Origin of the sequence: Acidovorax radicis, from assembly GCF_020510705.1 — a bacterium.
GTDB classification, from domain to species: domain Bacteria; phylum Pseudomonadota; class Gammaproteobacteria; order Burkholderiales; family Burkholderiaceae_C; genus Acidovorax; species Acidovorax radicis_A.
In genome coordinates this window covers 354133-377436 of sequence record NZ_CP075184.1, presented here as the reverse complement: position 1 = coordinate 377436, position 23304 = coordinate 354133, and the positions used below count along the sequence as shown (strand labels likewise).

Genomic DNA, 23304 nt, shown 5'->3' with positions numbered 1-23304 from the left:
ACCAGCTATCGAATAATGAGCACCCCTTCTGCGACTACAGCACGACGGTGCGGCTACGCCCCTCGCGTTTGGCGGCATACAGCGCGGAATCCAGCAAGCGCAAAGTCATGTCGAGCGGGCGCAGCGGGTCAAAGGACGTGAGCCCCATGCTGACCGCCAGCACCAGCGGTGGCTCCATGCCGGGCAAGGGATGGGCGGCCAGCGCAGCATGCACGCGTTGCGCCACCACCTGGGCCTGGTCCACATGGGTGGCGGGCAACAGGGCCAGAAACTCTTCTCCACCCCAGCGGCTCACCACATCGGCCGCGCGGAACTCTTCACGACACAGGGCTGCAAACAGCTGCAGCGCCTGGTCGCCCACATGGTGGCCATACACGTCGTTGACCCGCTTGAAGTGATCAATGTCCATCATCAGCAGGCAGGCGGATTCGCCGCCACGCTGCAGCAACGCCAGCTCTTGCCGCAGCCGCTCTGTGAACGAGCGGCGATTGGCCAGCCCGGTCAGTACATCGGTATGGGCCAGCACAGACATCTGGTGCCGTGCGGCTTCGAGGTCTGCCAACATCTGGCCCTGGCGGTCGTTCGCGCGCTTGAGCTCCAGCAGCCGGATCACCTGGCGTGCCAGCGCGCACAACAGCTCTTGCACCCGTGGGGACAGCTCGCGCGGCCGGTGGTCCAGCACACAGAGCGTGCCCAGCGCATAGCCATCGGGCGTGATCAAGGGCGCCCCGGCGTAAAAGCGCAACGGGTTCTCCTGGGTCACGATGCCGAAGTGCGCAAAACGCGCATCTTTTGCCATATCGGGCACGATGAAAACGCCGGGCTGCCGGATTGCGTACTGGCAGACGGACTGGTTCAGCGGTGTTTCCCGCACCGCCAATCCGCGCGCGGCCTTGAACCACTGGCGGTCGCTGTCCAGCAAGCTGATCAGGGCCACGGGTGCTTCGCACACATGGCCGGCGATGTCGGCCAGCTCGTCATACGCGGGCTCCATCGGCGTGTCGAGAATGCCGTAGCGCTGAAGGGCCTGCAGACGTGCCGTGTCATCGCACGGGGCATCGGGAGAAGATCTATTGGCCATGGAGCAGAGCGGCCATGCCGCCAACACTTGCCTTGAGACTTGGCAGCATGCCACACAAGCGCGGCCAGCGCATGGGTGAAAGCATGCGTGCGGTGGGCCGCTGGCGGCCACCCAAGACGCCGCTCAACGGCAGCCCTCCGAACGGACAACGGGGAACGCCGCACGCCACAGGACACGACCCCGCCCTGCAGGGTATTGCGGGTCAGATCAGGCTGCGGCCTCTTCCTGCGGCTGCTCAGAGTGCTCGGAGCAGGTCGCGCCGCCGCAGCCCTGGATCAGATCGCCCGGCAGCGCCTGCGGTGCGTGCACGACACCCGTGGCGGGATCAAAACCCACGCGGCGCAGGTGCAGCGCCAAGGCCGCGTCCATGCTCTGCGCATGCTGAGGGAACCACAGCGCCAGCTCGCTCGCCATCACGCGTATCGGTTGGAGATCGCCGCTTTCGGCCAGCGCGATGCCTTCACGCATCACCTGCAGCACCACTTTGTGCTGCATGCTGTGGCAGTTGCCCGACGCAAAGCGGGTGGACAACATCCACGCATCTTCCTGCCCAAAATGCTCGGCGGTGTGATCCACCAGCACACGCCAACGCGACAGCAATTGGGGGTCATCGGCATGCGCCACCTCCGCCAGCAGGTCGACGAACTCGCGGTGGGTGTTGTCCATCAAGGGCAGATCAAGGTTCAGCGCATCCGACCATTCGAGTTGGGCCATGGAAATCCCCCTGTATGTTGAGAAAAACGCGCAGCTTAGAAGCGCTGCGGCCAGGCCACATTGACTCAGATCAGCCCGCCGCCGCTCCAGGGGCCTGTTGACGATCTCGCAGGGGATGGCCACCAGGCGCTAAAACCTGCGAACCAGTCCCAGGCCAGACGCAACAATGCCCCGCTCGGGAGCGGGGCATCAGCATTTGCATTGTCAATCCTCAGCAGGCGGCAAGGCCTGCCCGCACGATCAGCTCTTGTTGTACATGCGCTTCATGTCGTCCACACACTTGGACTTGGCATCACCCGACATGGCGTCGCAACGTTCCTTGGCCGCCTTGTAGTTGGCTTCGTTCTTCTCGGCGTTGGCGTCCTTCTTGGCTTCGGCAACGTCGGCCTTCTTTTCGGCCATGCTATCGGCGGGCTTGGCTTGCACTGCAGCCACCTTGGCGTCTTCCTTGGCCTTCACGTGGGCTGCCTTGGCGTCTTTGACGCAGACGTCCTTCTCGTTGCCCTTCATGTCGTCGCATTTTTCCTTGGCCACTTCATAGGCGGCATCTGCACGGGCGTCAGCGACCTTGTGGGTGGCCTTGGCGCTCGGTTTGTACTGCGCTTCGAGCTCGGCCTTGGCGATGTCTTCCTTGCCCTTGGCTTCCTTCACGCAAATGTCCTTGGCGTTGTCTTTCATGGCATCGCAGCTCTTCTTGTCGGCCTTGTAGGTCGCCGAGATGCGGTCCTTTTCAGCCTTGTGCTCTTCCTTGGTCATGGCAAAAGCAGAAGTGGCCATCAGGGCGGCGGCGACAGATGCGATCAGGGTGCGTGTGAATTTCATGGTTTTCTCCTCGGGGATTGAATGGGTAGGGGGTGGTGCTTCGAACCGGGTGACCGGGCCGCCCAGGCAGCGGTGCGACGGGCTCCAAAGGGATGACCCAGGGCCGCAGCGTTGCGGTGCGGGGCGAAAGCCCCGCAAACGGTCGCGGTCGGCCGCCGGTCAGTCGTTAAAGCGGAAGTCGGGGTGGCGGGCCTGCCAATCGCTCAGCTGCTTTTCAGCGGCGTCACGGGCGATGCCTTGGCGCTCCTGGAGCTTGCCCAGGAATTGTTCGCGCTTGCCATCGATGACATCAAAGTCGTCGTTCGTGAGCTTGCCCCACTGTTCGACCATCTTGCCTTTGAATTGCTTCCAGTTGCCCTTGACGGTGTCTTCATTCATGGTGTGCATCCTCGAAATACTTCGCTTCAGCCATCCACTCGGTGCGGGTGGAACACATGCTTGATGCGATGGAGTCCACTGTAGAAACGAATCATCGGGGGCGCCGTAGTCCGTGCCATCCAGCACACGTCAGCAACGGCCTACGGATGTGACGGACAGTGCCGACGATGACGGCGCCTGACGGGATGGGTCGCCTGGAACGACGCGCATAGCCGCCCCAAAGAGCGCCCCGGCGTACACAAGGTGTTGCAAACATTCCTCACCCATTCAAATAAAAATGCCGTTTGTGTAGAGGCCGTTTCGCCTCGTAACACTTGTGCCGCCACGCTACCGCGCTCTGTGATGAAGTGGCCACTGCGCCGCAAAACCTGTTGGCACCACAACCCACTATGAACACCATCCACGATGAGACCATGGCAACCGAGGTTGCACAGGACTTCCACCGCCTCTCCGCCAACAACAGTCCCACCCAACTCCCCTCGGGTGCCGGGCAAAGGGCCATCGGAGCCTCTGCGCTGGCCGCGTCTGCGGCACTTGCCGCCTGCGGCGGCGGTGGCAACAGCAGTGGCGGGGACCTGGGATCGCCCGGGACTTCCCCCGGCAGTGGCACCTATCGATCAGCATCCACCGACCAGGAGGCCGCCCGTTTTCTGCTGCAGGCGCAGTTCGCCGCATCCACCGCCGACATCGCAGCGTTGCGCGCCACCACCTACGCCGACTGGCTCGAAAGCCAGTTCAATGCCCCCGCCAGCCTCTCGGGCTGGGACTGGCTCAACCAGCGTGGTTACGCCGACATCAGCAAGGACACGGCGTATTACGACAACAGCTACCCGGCCGACTACATGATCTGGTACCAGCTCATGAAGTCGCCCGACGGGCTGCGCAAGCGGGTGGCACTGGCGCTGTCAGAGATCTGCGTGGTGTCAACGTCTGGCGTGGACGTGAGCTGGCGCAGCCACGCCATGGCGTGGTACTGGGACCAGCTCGTGAACAACGCCTTTGGCAACTACCGGTCGGTGCTGCAGGACGTGACGCTCAACGCGGCCATGGGCTACTACCTCAACACGCGTGGCAACCAGAAGGAAAACACCGCCACGGGCCGCCAGCCCGACGAGAACTACGCCCGCGAGGTCATGCAGCTCATGTCAATCGGGCTCGCCGAACTCCACCCCGATGGAACGCCCAAAAAAGACAGCGCGGGCAAACCCGTCGACAGCTACACCCTGAGCGATGTGAGCAACCTTGCACGCGTTTTCACCGGCTATGACTACGACCAGTCGCAGAACACACCCAGTGCCGTGCCGGGCACCACCCGCACCGTTCCCAGCCCCACTTTCGCGCGCCTGCCCATGGCGCTGACCGCGTCGCGCCACTCCACGCTGGCGGCCACCTTTCTGGGGACCTCCGTGCCCGCCAACACGGCCGGGCCCGCAGCGCTCAAGATCGCACTCGACGCCTTGTTCAACCACGCCAATGTGGGCCCGTTCATCGGCAAGCAGCTGATTCAGCGCCTGGTCACCAGCAACCCATCGCCCGCCTATGTGGCGCGCGTGGCGGCGGCCTTCAACAACAACGGGACGGGCGTGCGCGGGGACATGCGGGCGGTCATTCGCGCCATCTTGCTCGACGATGAGGCCCGCGCCCCGGCAGGCCTCACGGCGCCCGGCTTTGGCAAGCTGCGCGAGCCGATGCTGCGGCTGGTGCAGTGGGGCCGCACCTTTGGCCTTGAATCGGCCAAGGGCAGCTGGAAGATCGGGGATCTGAGTGACCCCGGCTCCCGCCTGGGCCAAAGCCCGCTGCGCTCGCCGTCGGTGTTCAATTTCTTCCGGCCTGGGTATGTGCCGCCCTCCACGGCGCTGGCCGCCGGGGGCGCCGTGGCGCCGGAGTTTCAGCTGGTCAACGAAAGCAGCGTGGGCGGCTACCTGAACTACATGCAGGGCGTCATCCGCAACGGCCTCTATGTGAACGCCCCCGAGCTGCCCAACAACGCCAGCACCAGCGGCAATGGCTACGACCTCAAGGCCAGCTACGCCAGCGAACTGGCGCTGGCCGCCGACGCTGACGCGCTGGTGGCGCGCATCAACCTGCTGATGTGCGCAGGCCAGTTGTCCAACGCCACCACCCAGCTCATCGCAAACGCCTTGAAGGCAACACCCGTCACGGCGGCGAGTACCGACAGCACCAAACTCGACCGCGTGGCGGCGGCCATCTTCCTGGTGATGGCTTCGGCCGAATACCTCGTCCAAAAGTGATTGCCGCCGGCACCACACGCACGCCCCTCACCGAACCCAAGAAGCCACGCCATGCACCTGCTTCAACCAGAACTCCACAGCCGCCGCGCGTTCCTGCGCCGGTCCACCCAACTCGGCCTGGCCGGCACTGCCCTGCCCTTCGCACTGAACCTGGCCGCGATGGGCGAGGCTGCGGCCTTTAGCGCCAGCGACTACAAGGCGCTGGTCTGCGTCTTTCTGTACGGGGGCAACGACTATGCCAACACCGTGGTCACCTACGACGACGACAGCTACAACCGCTACAGCACCATCCGCGGCGGCGGCTCCGGGCAGACGGCGGGCGGCATCGCGCTGGCCCGGGCCGACCTGGCACCCACGCTGCTCACCCCCACCACCCCACTGCCCGGTGGGCGCCAATACGCGCTGCACCCTGCCATGGGGGGGCTGGCGAGCCTGTTCAACAGTGGCAAGGCGGCCGTGCAGCTGAATGTGGGCCCGTTGGTGGTGCCGCTGACGCGTGCGCAATACAACAGCGCCGACCGCGCCGCGTACCCGGTGCCGCCCAAGCTGTTTTCGCACAACGACCAGCAGTCGGTGTGGCAGTCGTCCTCACCCGAAGGCTCCACCGTGGGCTGGGGCGGCAACTTGGGCGACCTGGCGCTGTCGTCCAACGGCAACTCGCTGTTCACCTGCATCTCGGTCACGGGCAATGCGGTGTTCCTGTCGGGCGACTCGGCCCTGCAATACCAGGTGAGCACCAACGGTGCCGTGCCCATCAATGGCGTCAAGAGCAAGGTGTATGGCTCTTCGGCCGTGCAATCGGCGCTCGCATCACTGATTCAGCAGCCCCGCAGCCAGGCGCTGGAGAACGAATACAACCGCATCACCTCGCGCACCGTCACGGCGGAAAGCCAGGTGACCGGTGCGCTGTCGGGTGTCACGCTGGGCACGGCGTTTCCGGCCAACAACGCGCTGGCCACGCAGTTGAAGATGGTGGCCCGCCTGATCGGTGCCCGCACGGCGCTGGGCAGCAAGCGCCAGGTGTTCATGGTGTCGCTGGGCGGGTTTGATCTGCACGACAACCTGATCGCGCAGCAACCCGCATTGATGCAGCGGCTGAGCGAGGCGATGACGGCCTTCTATAACGCGACGGTGGAGCTGGGCGTGGCGGACAAGGTCACGGCCTTCACCGCTTCCGACTTTGGGCGCACCTTGAGCTCCAACGGCGACGGCTCGGACCATGGCTGGGGCAGCCACCACCTGATGGTGGGCGGTGCTGTCAAAGGCAAGGCGTTTTATGGCAGCGCCCCACCCGTCAGCATCACCAATACCGCCGCGCCCGACGACCAGTGGCATGTGGGCCAGGGCCGCCTGCTGCCCACCACGTCGGTCGCTCAATACGCGGCCACCTTGGCCAAATGGTTTGGTGTGGCCGACGCGGAAATGGCGAGCGTGTTGCCCAACATCGTGCACTTTGGCGCACCGGCGGGCCGGCCGGACTACCCGGTGGACATGGGTTTCATGGGCTAGGGAAGTCCCCGGGAAGGGATGCACCTGGACGGGTCTTGCCTGCAGCGGCATCGGCGGCGACTGCTGCCCGCCGCCGCAGCGGCAGCATCAACGGCCGGTTTGATCGACCCACGCCGCCAGTTCGCTGGCCACCTTGGTCGATGCCTCGGCCAAGGCGGCCACGCCGCCTTCGGCGTCTGCCGTGCGTGCGGGTTGCTGCACGATGAACACCCGCTGGCCGAGCAGCGATTCGCCCGTCGGGGTCAAATCAACCAGCGTGGCCCGCAGCCGCACCGTGCCGGTGCTTTCTGTCGGGCTGGTGAAGAGGTGGCTGAACTCCTCCAGCTCACAGCGCAGCACCAGGGGCAACTTGCCGCCTTGCGCGCTGTTGCGCGACAGGGCGGCACCATCGTCGGCCTGCAGGATGGGGCGGCTGTGGCCCAGTTCTTCACGCAGGCGCTGCTGCACCAGCTGCGCGGGCGGCTGGCTCCAGCGGGCCTGGCTGTAGGGGCGCAATTGCTGGGCACCCGAATAAGCGAGGCGGTACAGCACGGCATTGCTGCCATCGGGCAAACCGGTGGCTTCGATCTCGGCCAGCGCCAGTGGCGCCCGCATCGCCTGGGGGGCCAGTGCGGCGCGTGCCTCAGCGGGGCTGGCGGCCGTGGCACCGGGGCCAAAGTCGTACAGCAGGGGCCGCGCAGGCGGGCTGGGCAAGGCCGAGCAACCCGCCAGCAGCAGGGATGCGGCGCCGAATTTCAAGTAAAAAATGGCTCTAGCGCTTGATGAATAAGCGCTAACAGCTCTGTTTTTTATAGCATTTTTCATGGACTTTCCGTTCCTCAGGGTGCGGCAAAACCGGCCTCACCGGGGCCAGGGGGGACGCGGCCGGAGCCATAGATGAAGAGCTGGGGGTTGTCCGTCACGCCGCCCGCCGCACGGCTGAGGCGCCGCGCAGCGCGCGAGGTGTCGTCCGCGGCGCGGTTCAGGCGTGGCAGCGTGGTGGTGCCGAACTGGTCGGCGGTGCGTGCCAGGGCCTGCGTGCCCAGGGTGATCTGGTCGATGGCGCCCCCCTCGGCGTTCAGGCGTTGTGTGGTCTGGCTGATGTCGCTGGCCAGCGTGGACACGCTGGTGCCCGCCTGTTGCAGCGCTTGCAGCGTCTTGCGCGCGTCGCCCGCCAGGGGTGGCAGCGCTGCCAGCGCGGGGTCCAGGTGTTGGGCCACGGTGGTGTCGAGCCGCTGCGTGAGGGCGTTGACGCTGCCCGCAGCGTCGCCGATGTTGGTGATGGCGGCGGTCAGCTTTTGCTGGTTGGTATCACTGAGCAACTCGTTGACGCGACGCGTGGCTTCTTCCACCTGGGCCAGAATGGCCGGGCCCTGTTCGGCCAGTTTGCCGAACGGCGAGGGTTTGAGCGGCAACCGTGGCAGCCCGCTGGGGCCGGGCGGCAGCTGCGGGTAGGGCTGATCGGCATCATCGAGCTGCACATGGGCCAGCCCGGTCACGCCCTGGTAGCCCAGCACGGCAAAGGTGGTGGGGTTGATGGGGGCTTGCTCGTTGACGGCGATGCGGATCAACACATTGCCGGTCACCTGGGGGTCGAACCCAATGCGGGTGACCTTGCCCACAGCCACCCCCTTGTAGCGCACGGCGGCCTGGGGCTGCAGGCCCGTCACGCCGTCGCGGGTGGAGAGCTCGTACTGCTCGTAGTTGGAGTCATCGCGCGTGAGCCAGACGGCCAGCCCCGCGAGCATGGCGGCCACCACCAGCACAAAAAGGCCTGCGGCCAGGGCATGGGATTTGTTTTCCATCAGAGGGGTTCCTTGTCAGGCGTGGACGCCACAGCGTGCGCCACAGGCGGCTGTGGTGTCGCAAGCGAAGCGAGGGGCGCCATCGCGCGCCGGCCACGCTCGCCCATGAAAAAGTGCTCGATGAAGGGGTGCTGAAAATGCGCCACTTCTTGCGCCGGGCCCGTCACCAGCACCCGCTTGTCGGCCAACACGGCGACGCGGGTGCTGAGCGCAAACAGGGTGTCGAGATCGTGCGTGACCATCACCACCGTCAGGCCGAGGGCTGCGTGCAGCTCGCGCAGCAAGGCGCAAAAATCGTCCGAGCTGCTCGGGTCCAGCCCGGCGGTGGGCTCGTCGAGCAGCAGCAGCGGGGGGTCCATCATGAGCGCGCGCGCCAGCGCCACGCGCTTGACCATGCCGCCTGACAAATCAGATGGCATGCGGCTGGCGTGCTCGGGCTGGAGGCCCACCATCTGCAGCTTGACCAAGGCTGCGTCGCGCGCCAGGTCATCGGGCAAGGTGCCCTGCTCGCGCAGCGCAAAGGCCACGTTGTCGAGCACATTGAAGGCCGAAAACAGCGCACCGTGCTGGAACAACATGCCCACGCGGCTGGCCGCGCCCTCGCGCCCCATCTCGGACGCGGGGCGCCCCAGCACGGTCACCGTGCCCCGCGTGGGCTGGGCAAGGCCCAGAATCTGCCGCAGCAACACGGTCTTGCCGGTGCCCGAGCCCCCCACCAGCGAGAGGATTTCGCCCCGCTGCACGGTGAACTGCAGGTCCTGGTGCACGGTAAAGGTCTCGTCGCCTTTGCCAAACTGCGTCCAGAGGCCTTGCACGTCCACGATGGGCGGCTCGCCCGGTGCCACGGGGATGTGTTCGGGCTTGGCGATGCGCTCAACCATGGCCGCAATCCCCGTCCACCATCAATAGGCCCACAGCGCACGATACCGGCGCGTCCCCATGCCAGTGCCACCGTGGAGCTGGCTTTGCCAGGCCACGGGTGGCGTCCCCCCATCGGGGGGATGACGCGAAGCGGCTCAGGGGGGGCTTCCTGGTCATATGCCGATGTTCTTGAACGCCACCGCAAACAGCGCGTCCACGACGATGACCATGGTGATGGAGCTCACCACCGATGCCGTGGTGCCTTCGCCCAGGCTCTGCGTATTGGGCTTGACGCGCAAACCCCAGTGGCAGCCGATGAGCGCAATGAACGCACCAAACACCACCGACTTGGCCATGGCCAGGCCCAGGTTGCCAACCTTCACGGCGGCGGGCAGTGCCTGTACAAAATAAGCAGGCGAAATGTCCATGGCAACGTCTGCGGCCAGCATGCCACCGGCCAGGGCCGCCAAAGTGGTCCACAGGCTGATGAGTGGCATGGCCAGCGCCAGCGCCAGCGTGCGGGGCATCACCAGCCGAAAACCGTGCGGAATGCCCATCACGCGCATGGCGTCCAGTTCTTCGGTCACGCGCATCACGCCAATCTGCGCCGTGATGGCCGAACCCGAACGGCCCGCCACCAAGATCGCAGCGAGCATGGGGCCCAACTCCCGGATCAGCGAGATGCCCAGAATGTTGACGATGAATGACTCGGCCCCAAACTGCCGCAGCTGCAGGCTCATCAGGTAGGCCAGCACCACGCCGATGAGAAAGCCCACCAAGGCCGTGATGGGAAGTGCCGTAGCCCCCATGCGGTAGAGGTGGCCCGATACATCGCGCCACGGGCCACGGGCGGGGTTGCGTAACAGGCGCCCAATGTCCAGCACCATGCGGCCGATCATCTCAACCAGGTGGCGCGCGTGATCCACGGCATGCAACACCATCACCCCGAGATGATCGACTTGCGCCCCCAGCCGCCAGGGCTCGGGCGGCGGCGGCGCGGTGGTGAATTGCGCCACCCGCGACAGAATGCTGCGCTGGCTGTCTGTGCACTCAAGCCGCACTGGCCAGGCGTGCTGCCAGTGGCTCCAGAGCAGCTGGGCCCCTACATGGTCCAGCCACTCCAGCTCTCGCAGGTCCCAGCCCAAAGTGGGCGCCGCCGGATGCTCGCGCAACTGCTTCGACACGGCCCGCCAGTGCGCCTGTGTGCCCAGCTCGGCGGCGCCCCAGCGCCCACGCAGCTGCGCCCACGTCCCGGGGGGCGTATCGGTGTGCGCGATGCGAGGTGCGTGATCGGTCATGGGTGGGCAGCTGTGGCTGCCATAGAGCAATGAAAGAGGACGGGCAGCGTGCATGGTAGCGGAGCGCATCACGCCAACCCCGTAGGACATCGGCCCGCCAAACACAGGGCAGCCTGGAAGGCCATGTAATTATTATCAAATTGCCCTCTAGGGCAATAGCAACAAGCGCAAGCAGCTACCATATTTGTAGCAATAGGCACACACCCTATCGACAGGGGCCGAACGATCCGCACAATGGCCCACCGATACAACCCTTGCATTGCCTGCCACCCTGCCCATGAGCGACACCACGTTTGACACCATCATTATCGGCGGGGGCACTGCAGGCGCCTTGCTATCCAACCGCCTGAGCGCCGACGGCCGCCACCGGGTGCTGCTGATCGAGGCAGGCCGCAAGGACGACTATCACTGGATTCACATCCCCGTAGGCTATCTGTACTGCATCGGCAACCCGCGCACCGACTGGCTCTACAACACCGAACCCGATGCGGGGCTGAACGGCCGCACGCTGCGCTACCCGCGTGGCAAGACGCTGGGCGGCTGCAGCAGCATCAACGGCATGATCTACATGCGCGGCCAGGCCCGCGACTACGACCAGTGGGCCGAGCTGACCGGCGACGCCAGCTGGCGCTGGGACAACACCCTGCCCTACTTTCGCCGCCACGAGGACCACTGGCGCCTGGACCAGCCCGCGGGGGTCAACGAGAACTTCAAGCGCCTGCACGGCAACAAGGCCACGGGCAGCACCGGCGAGTGGCGCGTGGAGAAACAACGCCTGCGCTGGGACGTGCTCGATGCCTTTGCCCAGGCCGCGCAGCAGGCCGGCATCCCCGCCACCGACGACTTCAACAGCGGCACCAATGAAGGCGTGGGTTATTTCGAGGTCAACCAGAAAAACGGCTGGCGCTGGAACACGGCCAAGGCCTTTTTGCGCCCCACGTGCTACGGACGCCCCAACTTCGAGATGTGGACCAGCGCGCAGGCCGCCAAGCTGGTCGTAGAGACGCAGGCCGATGGCCGCAAGCGCTGCACCGGGGTGCAGGTGTGGGACGGCACAGAGATGGTCACGGCCAGCGCCACGGGCGAGGTCATCCTCTGCGCGGGTGCCGTCAATTCACCGCAGCTGCTGCAGCTGTCGGGCATTGGCCCGGCGGCGCTGCTGCGCCAGCATGGTGTGGACGTGGTGCACGACCTGCCCGGCGTGGGCGCCAATCTGCAGGACCACCTGCAGATCCGCGCCGTGTTCAAGGTGCAGGGGGTGCAGACGCTCAACACCATGGCCAACTCGCTGCTGGGCAAGGCCAAGATCGGTTTTGAATACGCCACCAAACGCAGCGGCCCCATGAGCATGGCCCCCTCCCAGTTGGGCGCGTTCACGCGCAGCAGTGCAGATCAGCTCCACCCCAACATCGAATACCACGTGCAGCCCCTGTCGCTGGACGCCTTTGGCGAGCCGCTGCACCGATTTCCGGCGTTCACCGCCAGCGTGTGCAACCTCAACCCCACGAGCCGGGGCACGGTGCACATCAAGAGCGCCGACTTCAAGGCCGCGCCCGCCATCGCGCCCAACTATCTCTCCACGCCCGAAGACCGCCAGGTGGCCGCCGACAGCCTGCGCGTGACGCGCCGCATCGCGGCCCAGCCCGCCCTGGCCAAATACCGGCCCGAGGAGTGGAAGCCCGGCGTGCAGTTTGAAAGCGACGAAGACCTGGCCCGCCTGGCTGGCGACATTGCCACCACCATCTTCCACCCCGTGGGCACCACCAAGATGGGGCGCGACGAGGACCCGATGGCGGTGCTCGACGCTCAGATGCGCGTGCGCGGCATTGCCGGCCTGCGGGTGGTGGACGCAGGCGCCATGCCGACCATCACCAGCGGCAACACCAATTCGCCAACCCTCATGCTGGCCGAGAAAGCCGCTGAGTGGATCCTGCAGGCGCGCAAAACGGCACTCTGACGCCCTCCCCAAGAGCCTACGCCGGGCAAGGGCCCGTGGGTGGTGCCGACTTCACCGGATGCCACCCACGTAGCGCGGCAGCTCTGGCGCGGGCTGCGGCGGGCTGGGCGGGGGTGGCGGTGGTTCCATGTGCTGGCGCACGGCCTGCGTTACCACGTCCTTCATCGGGCGGTGTGGTGCAACGGTTGGTGCGGCATGGATGGCGTGGTCCAGGCGGTCGGCCCACTCGGCCAACTCGGGCACGGCGTCTTCCCGGGCACGCTGGCGCGCAAACCGCACAATCTCCAGCGCATAGTCGGCGTTGACTGCCATCCATTCGGTATCGGTCACACGCCCCGTCTTGCGGCGCAGCAACACATGCAAATGGGCCGCAATGGCGAGCTTGTCGGAATCGGACATCGTGGGGCTCCTTACTGCATTTCAGTCATCCATTGCGCTGCGCACCGATCGCTGGGCATGACACTGACACTGGCGCTGCCCAGGCCAGAGCCCCCGTGGAACTGGCTTTGCCAAGCCACGGGTGGTGTCCCCTCCAGGGAGCAGCCGCGAAGCGGCTCTGGGGGGCTTGCATCTATCCGCCCAGGCGTTCGCGGTGCTGGGCAATGTCGAGCCCGGTCTGCTCGCTCTGCGGGTCTACACGCAATCCCATCGCAAAGTTGATAAGCCACAGCAAAAGGGCCGTCACCACCAGGCTGTAGGCCATCACGGCACCCACACCGATGGCCTGGGTCAGCAAACTGCCCGGCCCCCCTCCCACCGTCTTGTTGGCCAGCACGCCCGTGAGCAGCGAGCCCACAATGCCACCGATGCCATGCACACCAAAAACGTCCAGCGAGTCATCCACCCGCAGCAGCCGCTTGAGCCCCGTGGCGCCCCAGTAGCACGCCAGCCCGGCCACCAGCCCAATCACCACCGCAGAGCGCAGCGTGACAAAACCCGCAGCCGGTGTGATGGCCACCAGCCCCGCCACCAGACCAGAGCACAGCCCCAGCAAGGACGGGCGGCCCCGCACCACCCATTCGCCCAGCATCCACGACAAGGCACCTGCCGCTGCCGCCAGGTGCGTCACCGCCATCGCCAGACCGGCGCGCCCGTCCGCCGCCACGGCAGAGCCGGCGTTGAAGCCAAACCAGCCCACCCACAGCATGCCGGCGCCCGCCATAGTGAGCCCCAGGTTGTAGGGTTCGAAGGGCTCGCGACCATAGCCCGTGCGGCGGCCCAGGAACCAGGCGCACACCAGCCCGGCCACGCCCGCATTCACATGCACCACCGAGCCCCCGGCAAAGTCGAGCGCACCCATCTGGGCGAGCCAGCCGCCGGGCTCCCACACCCAATGCGCCACGGGGGCATAGACCAGCAGGCTCCACAGACCAATGAAGATAAGCATGGCGGAAAACCGCATGCGCTCGACCAACGCGCCCACCAGCAGCGCGGCGGTGATGATGGCGAACGTGAGCTGGAACATGGCGTACACCGACTCGGGGATGTGCGGTGCCACATGGCTCACGGCCAGCTTGCCGCCTGCCAGATCGAAGTCGAGCCCCGTGAACCCTGCGCGCTCCCAGCCGCCCAGCCACGCGCTGCTTGGCGTAAAAGCCAGCGAATACCCCGCCGCAAACCACAACAGACTGACCAGTGCAGCGATGGCCACCACGCTCGCCATGGTATTGAGCACGTTCTTCTTTCGCACCATACCGGCATAAAACAGGGCAATGCCCGGCAGCGTCATCAACAGCACCAAGGCGGTGGACGTCAACATCCATGCGGTATCGGCCGCGCTCACGGTGTCCTGGGCCACCAGCGTGGGGCGCTTCAGTGGCGCCGCAGCGGCTGTCGCCACCGCCTGGGGGGCAGGGTTCGCCGTGGCCTGCGGCGCTGTCTGGGCCATTGCACTGGCGTACAACCCGAGACTCAACCAGACAATTGCCATCAACCGGTGCATGAATGCCCGCATATATGCTGCCTTTCGCAAATTGTTACAAGCGCGTTGCACGAGCCATGCCAACCAACGCCCCCCGATTCGGGGCAAAAGCAGCTACGGACGCCCTGCAAAGGGGGTCGGGAAACCACCAATGCACCAGCGAAGTGCAGCCGTTAAAGTCACGTCACTCGAAAGCGCGCTCCGGTGTGCCAAAGCGAGGGGCCCGAGGAGACATCTTCTAATCAACTACCAAAATTCAAACACCCAATGAGGTGTGACTTTTTTCCAGGCGCTGGCGATCCCAGCGCCTTTTTCTTGCCTGTTATCTGCGCATTCGGTACCCAACGCCCCGCCAAATGCTCCTCAATCGATAGCTAGCAAGGTGCGACAATCCTGCGATGGAATGGATTTTTATCACCTTGGCCTCGCTGCTCGCAGGTTTTGTGGATGCAATTGTGGGTGGGGGCGGACTGGTGATGGTCCCAGCTCTTTTTGCAGCGTTTCCGGCCGCGCCACCGGCCACGCTGCTGGGAACCAACAAGGCCGCCTCGGTGTGGGGCACGGCGATGGCCACGTGGCAATACAGCCGACGGGTCCACGTTCGTTGGACCGCCATGCTGCCAGCGGCGGGCGCAGGGTTTGTGGGCTCATTTGCTGGCGCATGGGCGGTCACGATCATGTCCGCCGACTTTCTACGCAAGCTGCTGCCGCTGGTGCTGCTGGGCGTGCTGGCCTACACCCTGGCCAAGAAAGAACTGGGCCGGCACCACACTCCCCGCTTCGCAGGCCGCCAGGAGGTCCTCGTCGCCAGCCTGGTGGGTGTGACCATCGGGTTTTATGACGGCTTCTTCGGGCCTGGTACGGGCAGTTTTTTCGTTTTTCTTTTTGTGCGCCTGCTGGGTTACGACTTTCTCAATGCCTCGGCATCGGCCAAGCTGCTCAACTGCGCCACCAATATTGCGGCCATCTTGCTGTTCGCGGCCAAGGGGCATGTGTGGTGGCACTTTGCCGTGACGCTGGCCATCGCCAATGTGGTGGGCAGCCTGCTGGGCACCCACCTGGCACTCAAGCATGGCACCGGGTTCGTGCGGGGCATCTTCGTCGTGGTGGTGAGCGCCCTCATCTTGAAAACGGGCTATGACGCTTTTTTGCGGTGAAGCGCAGGTCAGCGGTGTGCAAAGGCCGGTGCGGAGCACATGGCTCTATTCACTGGTGTTGTCCCACTCGGTGAAACCCCTCTAAACCTGTTGTGATTTGGCACACAAAATGCAGCTTGGAGCCATCAACTGCGCCAAGTGAAAATTCCGCATATTTATAATCGTTACCACTTGATGACGGCAGGATTCGCCATTTGCGATGACCGCATCAACAAACCCCGCCTCCGGCCGGCTTACCCGCCTGCCGGTTTTTTTGTACCTGAGATACCCCCGACAGGACGTTTTCCATGAAATTGTTCAAGGTTGCCGCCACCGCCCTCGCGCTTTGCGCCGCATTCGCCGTTCAGGCCCGGTCCGTGGAAGAGATCAAAAAAGACGGCAAGATCGTCATCGCAACAGAGGGCCAGTTTGCACCCTTCAATTTTTTCCAGGGCACCAAGCTGACCGGGTTTGAAGTTGAAGTGGCAGAAGCCGTGGTCAAGAAAATGGGTGTAAAGCTGGAATGGAAAACGCTGGGCTTTGACGCCCTGCTGACCGGCCTGGCACAAGACCGCTGGGACGTTGTCATCGCCTCGCACGGCGTGACCGAAGAGCGCTCCAAGGCCGTCACGTTCGCCGCGCCCCACTACTGTTCGGGTGGCATCATTGTCGCGCTGGACCCCAAAATCCGCACCGCCGCTGACCTGACAGGCAAGACCGTGGCCGTACAGACCGGCACCAGCTACCTGCAAAACGTGCAGAAGCTCACCGGTGTGAAGGACGTGAAGAACTTCCCGCAAGACACCGACGCGCAGCGTGCCCTCATCTCCAAACGCGTGGACGCCTGGGTGAGCGACAAGTTTGTTGCCAAGGAAGCCGCCGCCAAGAACGCCAAGGCGGGCTTCAAGCTGGGCGACATGTTGTTCGTTGAGCGCATCGCTCCTGCAGTGACCAAGGGCAACACCGGTCTGGCTGAGGCCTGGAACAAGGCCTTCGACGAGGTCCTGGCCGATGGCAGCTATGCCGCCATCTCCAAGAAGTATTTCAACGAAGACGTGCGCTGCGCGAAATAACCTGACCTAGAAGGACCTTCCGGCGCCCGTGGCCCTCCTTGACGGAAGGCCACGGGCGCCGGCCTCATTTCCATGCTGACCGCAATCTGGCCCCCACAGTGGAGCCGCCAGCAACGCAGCAATGCCACGCTGGTGACAGCCCTTGTGCTGATGGTGCTCGCGCTGGCCCTGCTCGGCTGGCTGCTCTCGTTCTTCCCCGATCCCATCGGCCCCAATGCCCAGGCTTTCTCCGACGGCGCTCGCACCACTCTGTGGCTCACGCTGACGAGTGGCAGCGTCGGCCTGGTGCTGGGCACGGCCGCCGCACTGGCTCGCACCGCCCGCTGGATCGGGTTGCGCTGGATCGCCAGCTTCTACATCTGGGCCATCCGCGGTACGCCACTGCTGGTGCAGATTCTGTTCGTCTATTTCGCGCTGCCGGTGCTGGTGCCTGGCGCCAATCTGCCCGATTTCGCGGCCGCTGTGGTGGCCCTGGGACTGAATGTCGGCGCCTACAACGCCGAAGCGGTGCGCGCAGGCCTGCTGGCGGTGCCCCGTGGTCAGACCGAAGCCGCCAGAGCCCTGGGTCTGGGGCGCATGTCGGTCTTCATGGATGTGGTGTTTCCGCAGGCATTCAAGATCTCGCTGCCCCCGCTGGTCAGCAACTTCGTGGCGCTGCTCAAGGATTCTTCGCTGGCCTACGCCATCGGCGTGGTGGAGCTGACCAATGTGGGCAACCGCATTCAGTCGGCCACATTTCAGCCCATCGCCACGCTCACGACCGTGGCCGTGACCTATCTGCTGCTGACCACCTTGGTCACCCAGATATCGAATGCCGTCGAGTACCGCTTTGACGTGGAAGGGCGCAACCAATGAGTGCACCTACCCCATTTATTGTGGCCGATCGGGTCTGCAAAGCGTTCGGTGCCCACCAGGTGCTGCGCGAGGTCTCCACCGTGTTCAACACGGGCGAGGTCACGGTGATCATTGGTGCGTCGGGCTCCGGCAAGAGCACGCTGCTGCGTGCCATCAACCGGCTGGAGCCTCATGACTCAGGGCATATCACCATCGACGGCGTAGAAGTCACCGACGACCAGCAGACGCTGCAAAAGCAGCGCAGCGAGGTGGGCATGGTGTTCCAGCAGTTCAACCTGTTCGGTCACATGTCGGTCCTGGACAACGTGACGCTGGCGCCACGCCGTATCCGCCATATCCCCCGAGCCAAGGCCAACGCGCAGGCCATGGCCCTGCTGCGCCGCGTGGGCATGCAGGACCACGCGCACAAGTACCCCTGGCAACTGTCGGGCGGCCAGCAGCAACGGGTGGCGATTGCACGGGCACTGGCCATGGCTCCGAAGGTGATGCTGTTTGATGAGCCCACCTCGGCGCTCGACCCCGAGATGGTGCAAGAGGTGCTGGACGTCATGCGCGAACTGGCGCGCGGCGGCATGACCATGATTGTGGTTACTCACGAGATGGGTTTTGCCCGCGAAGTGGCCGACCGTGTCATGTTCTTCGACCAGGGATGCATCATTCATGATGCGCCGCCCCAAGAGTTTTTCAACAACCCTGCCAACGACCGCATTCGCGCTTTTATCGGCCGCATGAGCAACTGAGAAGCAGGTCGGTCTGGCGCCGCCAACACGCTTGCGCTTGACAGGGCTTCGCGGGAATCCAAGACCATCACCCTGGGTTTCATTCAGAGGCACAAGGATCTTTGATCTGGTCGCCAAAGAGTCGATGGGGACGCAGTCCAGCATCCGTGCAGCGCGGGTCACCGAGCAGCGCATGAACAGTGCTTGGAGGCGTGGCTGGCTCGTTGGCTTGAATGACGCCCCGTGGGGGTGAGCCTGCGGGGCCACCCCAAGGACAGTGCGACATACCGCCAGCGTGCCGGACGGCCAAACCGTCGTTGGTCTTCACGTTGTATTTGTTTCTTTTTCAGGTTGGCTGCTAAACCGGCCAGCCCAGTTTCTTTATGCGCCCAGAACGTTCCGGCCTCGTGGCCTTGCTGTTAGTGACGATGGTGTGGGGCACCACCTTTCCCGCGATGAAATTGCTCACCACCGAGCTCGATGCCCTACAGATCATTTGGTGGCGATTTCTCATCGCGCTTGTGGTTCTTGGTCCGCTGTGGTGGGGTATGCGCCGCCATGAAAAGCTGTGGGGCTGCGCTCTGGGCGTGTTGCTGTTCATGGCCTTCTGGCTGCAAATCGAGGGGCTGGCGCGCACCAGCAGCAATCGCAATGCATTCGTCACCGGGCTCAATGTGCTGGTGGTACCACTCATCGCAATGGCCGTGATGGGCCGCCGCTACGGCTGGCAGTTGTGGGCCGCGTGTGGCATGGCCCTGGCGGGCATGGTATTGATGTTTCATGAGGATGCCCCCTGGAACCTGGGCGATACGCTCACCTTGTCCAGCACCGTGTTTTATGCCATTTACATCCTCGTGCTGGAGGAATGCGCCCGGCGCACCGCCAAACAACCGCTGCGGGCCACCCGCATGGCGGCCGCACAGGCGGCGGTAATGGCAGCGGCATCGACCCTGGCACTGTGCGTGCGCGACGGTGGCAGCGACTGGACGGCATCGGCCGCACATCTGCCCACCAACGCATGGATCGCACTTTTGTATCTGGGCCTGCTCGCCAGTGTTTTGGTGGTGACACTACAAGCCTGGGGACAGCAGCGCGTGGATGCCATGCGCAGTGCCATCGTTTTTGGGCTGGAGCCTGTCTTCGCGGCACTGACGGCTTGGGTGCTGCTGGGAGAGCAGCTGGGTTGGGCCGGCTTGAGCGGCGCGGCGCTGATCGTGGCGGCACTGGTGTTCAGCCAGTTGTCCCCTTCTGCCGAGACGGCGCCAGCGGCCCTCTGAGATCGTTTCTAGGCAATTCGCGGTGCACGCGCAGAGCACGCGCTGCGCTGACACCTTGGCGCTGCCTGCTTACTGAAGATCACGGGGCCACCAAAGGCACTTCGCTCACTTTGCGAGGCTTGCCAATAGGCGGACCAGACTGCCCCTTCTGCACCGCAGCGATATCTTCCTCACTCGGGTAGTCGCCAGTCAACCAATAGTCAAACACCCGGCGCGCGATGGGTCCGGCGCTGGTCGCACCGAAACCCGCGTTTTCGACAATCAACGCCAACGCGATGGTTGGCTCTTCGGCCGGTGCAAATGCGGCAAATAAGGAATGGTCGCGCTGGTGCTCCTCCAGCGCCTTCGCGTTGTATTTCACATTCTGGCCCAGTGTCATGGCCTGCGCCGTGCCCGTTTTGCCGGCCGATGTATAGGGCGCGCCCATGAAAATACGGGTGCCGGTCCCAGCTTTGTTGACGGCCACCAGCGCGTTGCGTACCAAGTCCACGTTTTTTGGCAGATAGCCCAGGTTGGTACCTGCAGGCTGGATGATCTCGGTCACAACGCCCGTGACCGCATTTTTCACCGCCTTGGCGATGTGAGGGCGATAGCGGGTGCCGCCATTGGCCAGCGTCGCCTCGGCAAGCGCGAGTTGAAGCATCGTGAAGTTGTTGTAGCCCTGACCGATCCCCAGCGACACGGTTTCGCCAGGAAACCAGCGCTTCATGTCTGCGCGTTTGTAGACGTTGCGTTTCCATTCGGTGCTCGGGAGCGTCCCGCGCAGCTCTCCGTTGAGATCGATACCGGTGATCTGACCAAAGCCCAGGGGCTTCATGAAGTCGTGGATATTGTCGACACCCATTTCAACGGCCAGCGAATAAAAATAGGTATTGCTGGAGAACTGGATGGCCCGCAGCATATCCACGCCACCCAGCCCTCCTTCATGGCTGCGGAACGTATGGCCACCAAACGTGTAGTAGCCGGGATCATTGATCACGAGACTGGGCGAGCGCTTACCCAGTTGCAATGCGCCCAACGCCATAAAAGGCTTATAGGTCGAGCCCGGAGGATAGGTGCCGCGCAGCGCACGGTTGAGAAGGGGTTTGTCGATGGACTCGTTGAGCGCAGCCCAGTTCTCGGTATCAATGCCTTCTACAAACAGGTTGGGGTCGAACGTGGGCTTGCTCACCAGCGCCAGGATTTCGCCATTGCGCGGGTCAATGGCCACCAGCGCTCCACGGCGGGATCCATATAACTCTTCGATGAGCTTTTGCAGCTTGATATCGATCGACAGCATGACGCTGTCCCCGGGTGTCGCCGCATGGCTGGAAAGTTTGCGTACCGCACGGCCGCCCGCTGATGTCTCCATCTGCTCGACACCGGTGCCGCCATGCAAGGCAGACTCGAAGCTCTGCTCGACGCCCAGCTTGCCGATGTATTCGGTACCGCGGTAGTTAGCTTCGTCGTCGGAGTCCTGAAGGCGGGTTTTTTCGTTCTGGTTGATACGGCCGATGTAACCGATGGCGTGGCTTCCCACATCACCCAAGGGGTAGTTGCGGAACAGCCGCGCCTTGATGTCCACGCCCGGGAAGCGGTATCGCTGCGCCGCAAAGCGGGCCACCTCCTGGTCGGTCAACCGCGTGCGAATGGGCAGTGACTCGAAGTTGCGCGACTCTTCCATGAGCCGCTTGAACCGCCGCCGGTCGCGGTGCTGGATTTCGACCACCTTCGCCAGCTCGTCGATGGTTTCGTCCAGATCGCCCACGCGCGATGGCGTGATCTCCAACGTGTAGGCCGAATAATTGGTGGCCAGCACCACACCGTTGCGGTCCAGGATGAGGCCCCGGTTGGGCACGATAGGCACCACGGCAGTGCGGTTGCTCTCGGCCTGTGCCGCGAGGTCTTCGTGGCGGACAACCTGCAAAAAAACCAGCCGCGCTGTCAGCAGACAGAACGCCAAAAACACCAGGGCCCCCACCACCACGGCCCGCACCCGAAAGCGCGAGGCATCGGCCTCGCTACTGCGCACTTCCGTCATGAGCGCCAAGCCTCAACCGCGCACAGATCCACAGCCCCGGCGTGCGGAACGGTATGTGGCGCAATGGCATCGACACGCGACATGGTCACAAGGGGCGGTTTTGATCGCTGTCGGGTGGACGACGCTGGGGCGCCAACAGCACCCAGCTGGCCAACGGCCAAAGCAACGACTCCAGCAACGGTGCCATAAAACCCCACAGCCCCGGAAATATGCCCCCCGAGGCCCAACGCAGTAATAGCTCCACGGCGTGCGCCAGCGCAAAGAGCGGCAGCAATTGCAGCGCTTGCGATGGCACACTGAACCACAGCAGGCGTCGGCGTGCCGCCACGGCACCAAAGGACAACACCGTGTAAGACAGCGCATGCTGACCCAGCAATGCCGACTGGCTCACGTCCATGCAAAGCCCCAACACAAACGCCGCCCCCATGCCAATGCGCAGGGGCTGCTGCACACACCAAAAAACGAGCAGCACCATGAGCAGATCGGGCATCCAGACGATGCGCCCGAGTGGCACCATATTGATGGCCAGCCCCATCACCAGACTGACCCAGATGAATGCCGGGTTGACCGGCAGCAGCAGGGGTTCACCACGCGGCATGATCATGGTGATACCCCGCTTTCAATCACAGCACAGGCCGGGGTCATTTACGCGCCCCCTTCCTGGCGGCCTGTAGCGGTGGTACAGATTCTGGGCGTGGCAATCCCGTATCTCCCAGCGGTTTGAGCACCACCACGTGGCGCGCCCCCTGCACCTGCGCCAGTGGCACGCAATAGATGCGGGCGAAGGCGGAATCAGCACTGCGTTCGACACGCACAACCCGCGCCACCGGAAGTCCGGGCGGGTACAAGCCGTCCACGCCACTGGTGGTGAGCAAATCTTCTTCTCGGATATCGGCATTGGCGGGCATGAAACGCAGCTCCATTCCGCCAGCATGCCCGGCCACGGGGTCACCGTAAGCAACACCCCGCACGCCAGTGCGTACGTTCAACACAGGAATAGCCTGATCGCGATCAATCAACAGGGTGACTTCGCTCACGAGCGGAAAAACGCGCGTCACTTGCCCCAGCACCCCCGCCTCGTCCATGACGGGCGCCCCAAGCTCCACGCCACCCATTTGCCCGCGGTCCAGAACCACGCGGCGAGTGAAAGGGTCGGCAGTGTCATAGACAACTTCCGCAGCCTGTGCGGAAGTCTCCAGGCGGTCGCGCAGCGCCAGCAACTTGCGCAGACGGGCGTTCTCCATGACCAGCTGCTCGGCTTGGTTGGCGCGCTGCCCCATCAAAGTCATCTTCCTGCGGGCCGTGTCGAGATCGTCCTGTGCCGCTTGCAGCGACTGGAAATAGCCTGCCCCGTGGGTTGCGAACTCTACCGGCTTGAGCATGAGCCACTGCACGGGGTATAGCACCGTGGCTACAGCCTGCCGAAACGGGCTGGTGAGCTGAAACCGGGCATCTGCCACCATCAGGAATACGGCCAGCGCAGTGAACATGGCCAAACGTGCCAGGGCCGACGGGCCCTGCTTGAAAAAAGGCGGAGCGCTGCGCTCAAGGGTCCCCAGTGACATGACGCGCAGCGATCAGTGTGTGCCGCGCGCAGGCGGCACGTTAGGCACATGCTCAGAAAGAAGCATTGGAGCGGGTGCAATC

21 protein-coding genes are annotated in these 23304 nt (G+C 64.2%); 8 read left to right on the top strand and 13 right to left on the bottom strand.

What is annotated here, in order from left to right; translation table 11 throughout:
* Positions 1-34 precede the first annotated feature (34 nt).
* The 4 genes from KI609_RS01650 to KI609_RS01635 form a co-directional block, all read right to left on the bottom strand.
* Positions 35-1081 carry a GGDEF domain-containing protein gene (locus tag KI609_RS01650; protein WP_226446477.1) on the bottom strand — a complete coding sequence of 349 codons (1047 nt, stop codon included), beginning with the start codon at positions 1079-1081 and terminating at the stop codon, positions 35-37.
* A gap of 207 nt (positions 1082-1288) precedes the next feature.
* Positions 1289-1795 carry a hemerythrin domain-containing protein gene (locus KI609_RS01645; protein ID WP_226446474.1) on the bottom strand — a complete coding sequence of 169 codons (507 nt, stop codon included), beginning with the start codon at positions 1793-1795 and terminating at the stop codon, positions 1289-1291.
* 240 nt (positions 1796-2035) lie between these two features.
* Positions 2036-2617 (bottom strand): hypothetical protein, encoded by a 582-nt coding sequence (locus tag KI609_RS01640; RefSeq protein WP_226446472.1) that lies wholly within the window; start codon positions 2615-2617, stop codon positions 2036-2038.
* Positions 2618-2776: 159 nt separating this feature from the next.
* On the bottom strand, positions 2777-2995 hold the full coding sequence (locus tag KI609_RS01635) for a CsbD family protein (protein WP_226446469.1): 219 nt from the start codon (positions 2993-2995) through the stop codon (positions 2777-2779).
* Between the two features lie 389 nt (positions 2996-3384).
* Here KI609_RS01635 and KI609_RS01630 point away from each other — a divergent pair, with 389 nt between their 5' ends.
* The gene (locus tag KI609_RS01630; protein WP_226446466.1) at positions 3385-5247 is read left to right on the top strand and encodes a DUF1800 domain-containing protein; all 1863 of its coding nucleotides are present in this window, start codon (positions 3385-3387) and stop codon (positions 5245-5247) included.
* 51 nt (positions 5248-5298) lie between these two features.
* Positions 5299-6756: a DUF1501 domain-containing protein gene (locus KI609_RS01625; protein ID WP_226446464.1), complete on the top strand. Its 1458-nt coding sequence runs from the start codon at positions 5299-5301 to the stop codon at positions 6754-6756.
* A gap of 87 nt (positions 6757-6843) precedes the next feature.
* Here the strand turns inward: KI609_RS01625 and KI609_RS01620 are convergent, their stop codons facing one another.
* From KI609_RS01620 to KI609_RS01605, 4 genes are all read right to left on the bottom strand, one after another.
* Positions 6844-7560, bottom strand: coding sequence for an ABC-type transport auxiliary lipoprotein family protein (locus KI609_RS01620; protein ID WP_226446462.1), 717 nt, complete (start codon positions 7558-7560; stop codon positions 6844-6846).
* Between the two features lie 14 nt (positions 7561-7574).
* Positions 7575-8540 carry an MlaD family protein gene (locus KI609_RS01615; protein ID WP_226446460.1) on the bottom strand — a complete coding sequence of 322 codons (966 nt, stop codon included), beginning with the start codon at positions 8538-8540 and terminating at the stop codon, positions 7575-7577.
* A complete protein-coding gene (locus KI609_RS01610; RefSeq protein ID WP_226446457.1) occupies positions 8540-9421 on the bottom strand; it encodes an ABC transporter ATP-binding protein in 882 nt (293 codons plus the stop codon). The genes KI609_RS01615 and KI609_RS01610 overlap by 1 nt, the downstream gene beginning before the upstream one ends.
* 153 nt (positions 9422-9574) lie before the next feature.
* Positions 9575-10699, bottom strand: a complete 1125-nt coding sequence (locus tag KI609_RS01605; protein WP_226446455.1) for an MlaE family ABC transporter permease — start codon at positions 10697-10699, stop codon at positions 9575-9577.
* A 277-nt stretch (positions 10700-10976) separates the two neighbouring features.
* Here KI609_RS01605 and KI609_RS01600 point away from each other — a divergent pair, with 277 nt between their 5' ends.
* Positions 10977-12656, top strand: a complete 1680-nt coding sequence (locus KI609_RS01600) for a GMC family oxidoreductase (protein WP_226446453.1) — start codon at positions 10977-10979, stop codon at positions 12654-12656.
* A 51-nt stretch (positions 12657-12707) separates the two neighbouring features.
* Here the strand turns inward: KI609_RS01600 and KI609_RS01595 are convergent, their stop codons facing one another.
* Both KI609_RS01595 and KI609_RS01590 read right to left on the bottom strand, forming a co-directional pair.
* Entirely contained in the window at positions 12708-13055 is a 348-nt protein-coding gene (locus tag KI609_RS01595; protein ID WP_226446451.1) for a hypothetical protein, read from the bottom strand.
* A 172-nt stretch (positions 13056-13227) separates the two neighbouring features.
* The gene (locus KI609_RS01590; protein ID WP_226446449.1) at positions 13228-14610 is read right to left on the bottom strand and encodes an ammonium transporter; all 1383 of its coding nucleotides are present in this window, start codon (positions 14608-14610) and stop codon (positions 13228-13230) included.
* Between the two features lie 365 nt (positions 14611-14975).
* On the opposite strand from KI609_RS01590, the gene KI609_RS01585 reads away from it, so the two are divergent.
* The 5 genes from KI609_RS01585 to KI609_RS01565 all read left to right on the top strand — a co-directional run bounded on the left by KI609_RS01585 (position 14976) and on the right by KI609_RS01565 (position 19637).
* Complete coding sequence (locus KI609_RS01585; RefSeq protein WP_226446447.1) at positions 14976-15734, top strand: sulfite exporter TauE/SafE family protein; 759 nt, start codon at positions 14976-14978, stop codon at positions 15732-15734.
* Between the two features lie 287 nt (positions 15735-16021).
* Positions 16022-16786: an ABC transporter substrate-binding protein gene (locus tag KI609_RS01580; protein ID WP_226446443.1), complete on the top strand. Its 765-nt coding sequence runs from the start codon at positions 16022-16024 to the stop codon at positions 16784-16786.
* 72 nt (positions 16787-16858) lie between these two features.
* Positions 16859-17641 carry an amino acid ABC transporter permease gene (locus KI609_RS01575; RefSeq protein ID WP_226446440.1) on the top strand — a complete coding sequence of 261 codons (783 nt, stop codon included), beginning with the start codon at positions 16859-16861 and terminating at the stop codon, positions 17639-17641.
* Positions 17638-18381 carry an amino acid ABC transporter ATP-binding protein gene (locus KI609_RS01570; protein ID WP_226446438.1) on the top strand — a complete coding sequence of 248 codons (744 nt, stop codon included), beginning with the start codon at positions 17638-17640 and terminating at the stop codon, positions 18379-18381. The genes KI609_RS01575 and KI609_RS01570 overlap by 4 nt, the downstream gene beginning before the upstream one ends.
* Before the next feature lie 362 nt (positions 18382-18743).
* The gene (locus KI609_RS01565) at positions 18744-19637 is read left to right on the top strand and encodes a DMT family transporter (protein ID WP_226446435.1); all 894 of its coding nucleotides are present in this window, start codon (positions 18744-18746) and stop codon (positions 19635-19637) included.
* A 79-nt stretch (positions 19638-19716) separates the two neighbouring features.
* Here KI609_RS01565 and mrdA read toward each other — a convergent pair whose 3' ends face one another.
* The 3 genes from mrdA to mreC form a co-directional block, all read right to left on the bottom strand.
* The gene (mrdA, locus tag KI609_RS01560) at positions 19717-21657 is read right to left on the bottom strand and encodes a penicillin-binding protein 2 (RefSeq protein WP_226446434.1); all 1941 of its coding nucleotides are present in this window, start codon (positions 21655-21657) and stop codon (positions 19717-19719) included.
* An 85-nt stretch (positions 21658-21742) separates the two neighbouring features.
* Positions 21743-22261: a rod shape-determining protein MreD gene (gene mreD, locus KI609_RS01555; RefSeq protein ID WP_226446433.1), complete on the bottom strand. Its 519-nt coding sequence runs from the start codon at positions 22259-22261 to the stop codon at positions 21743-21745.
* Positions 22262-22298: 37 nt separating this feature from the next.
* Positions 22299-23222: a rod shape-determining protein MreC gene (mreC, locus tag KI609_RS01550; protein WP_226446432.1), complete on the bottom strand. Its 924-nt coding sequence runs from the start codon at positions 23220-23222 to the stop codon at positions 22299-22301.
* Positions 23223-23304 lie beyond the last annotated feature (82 nt).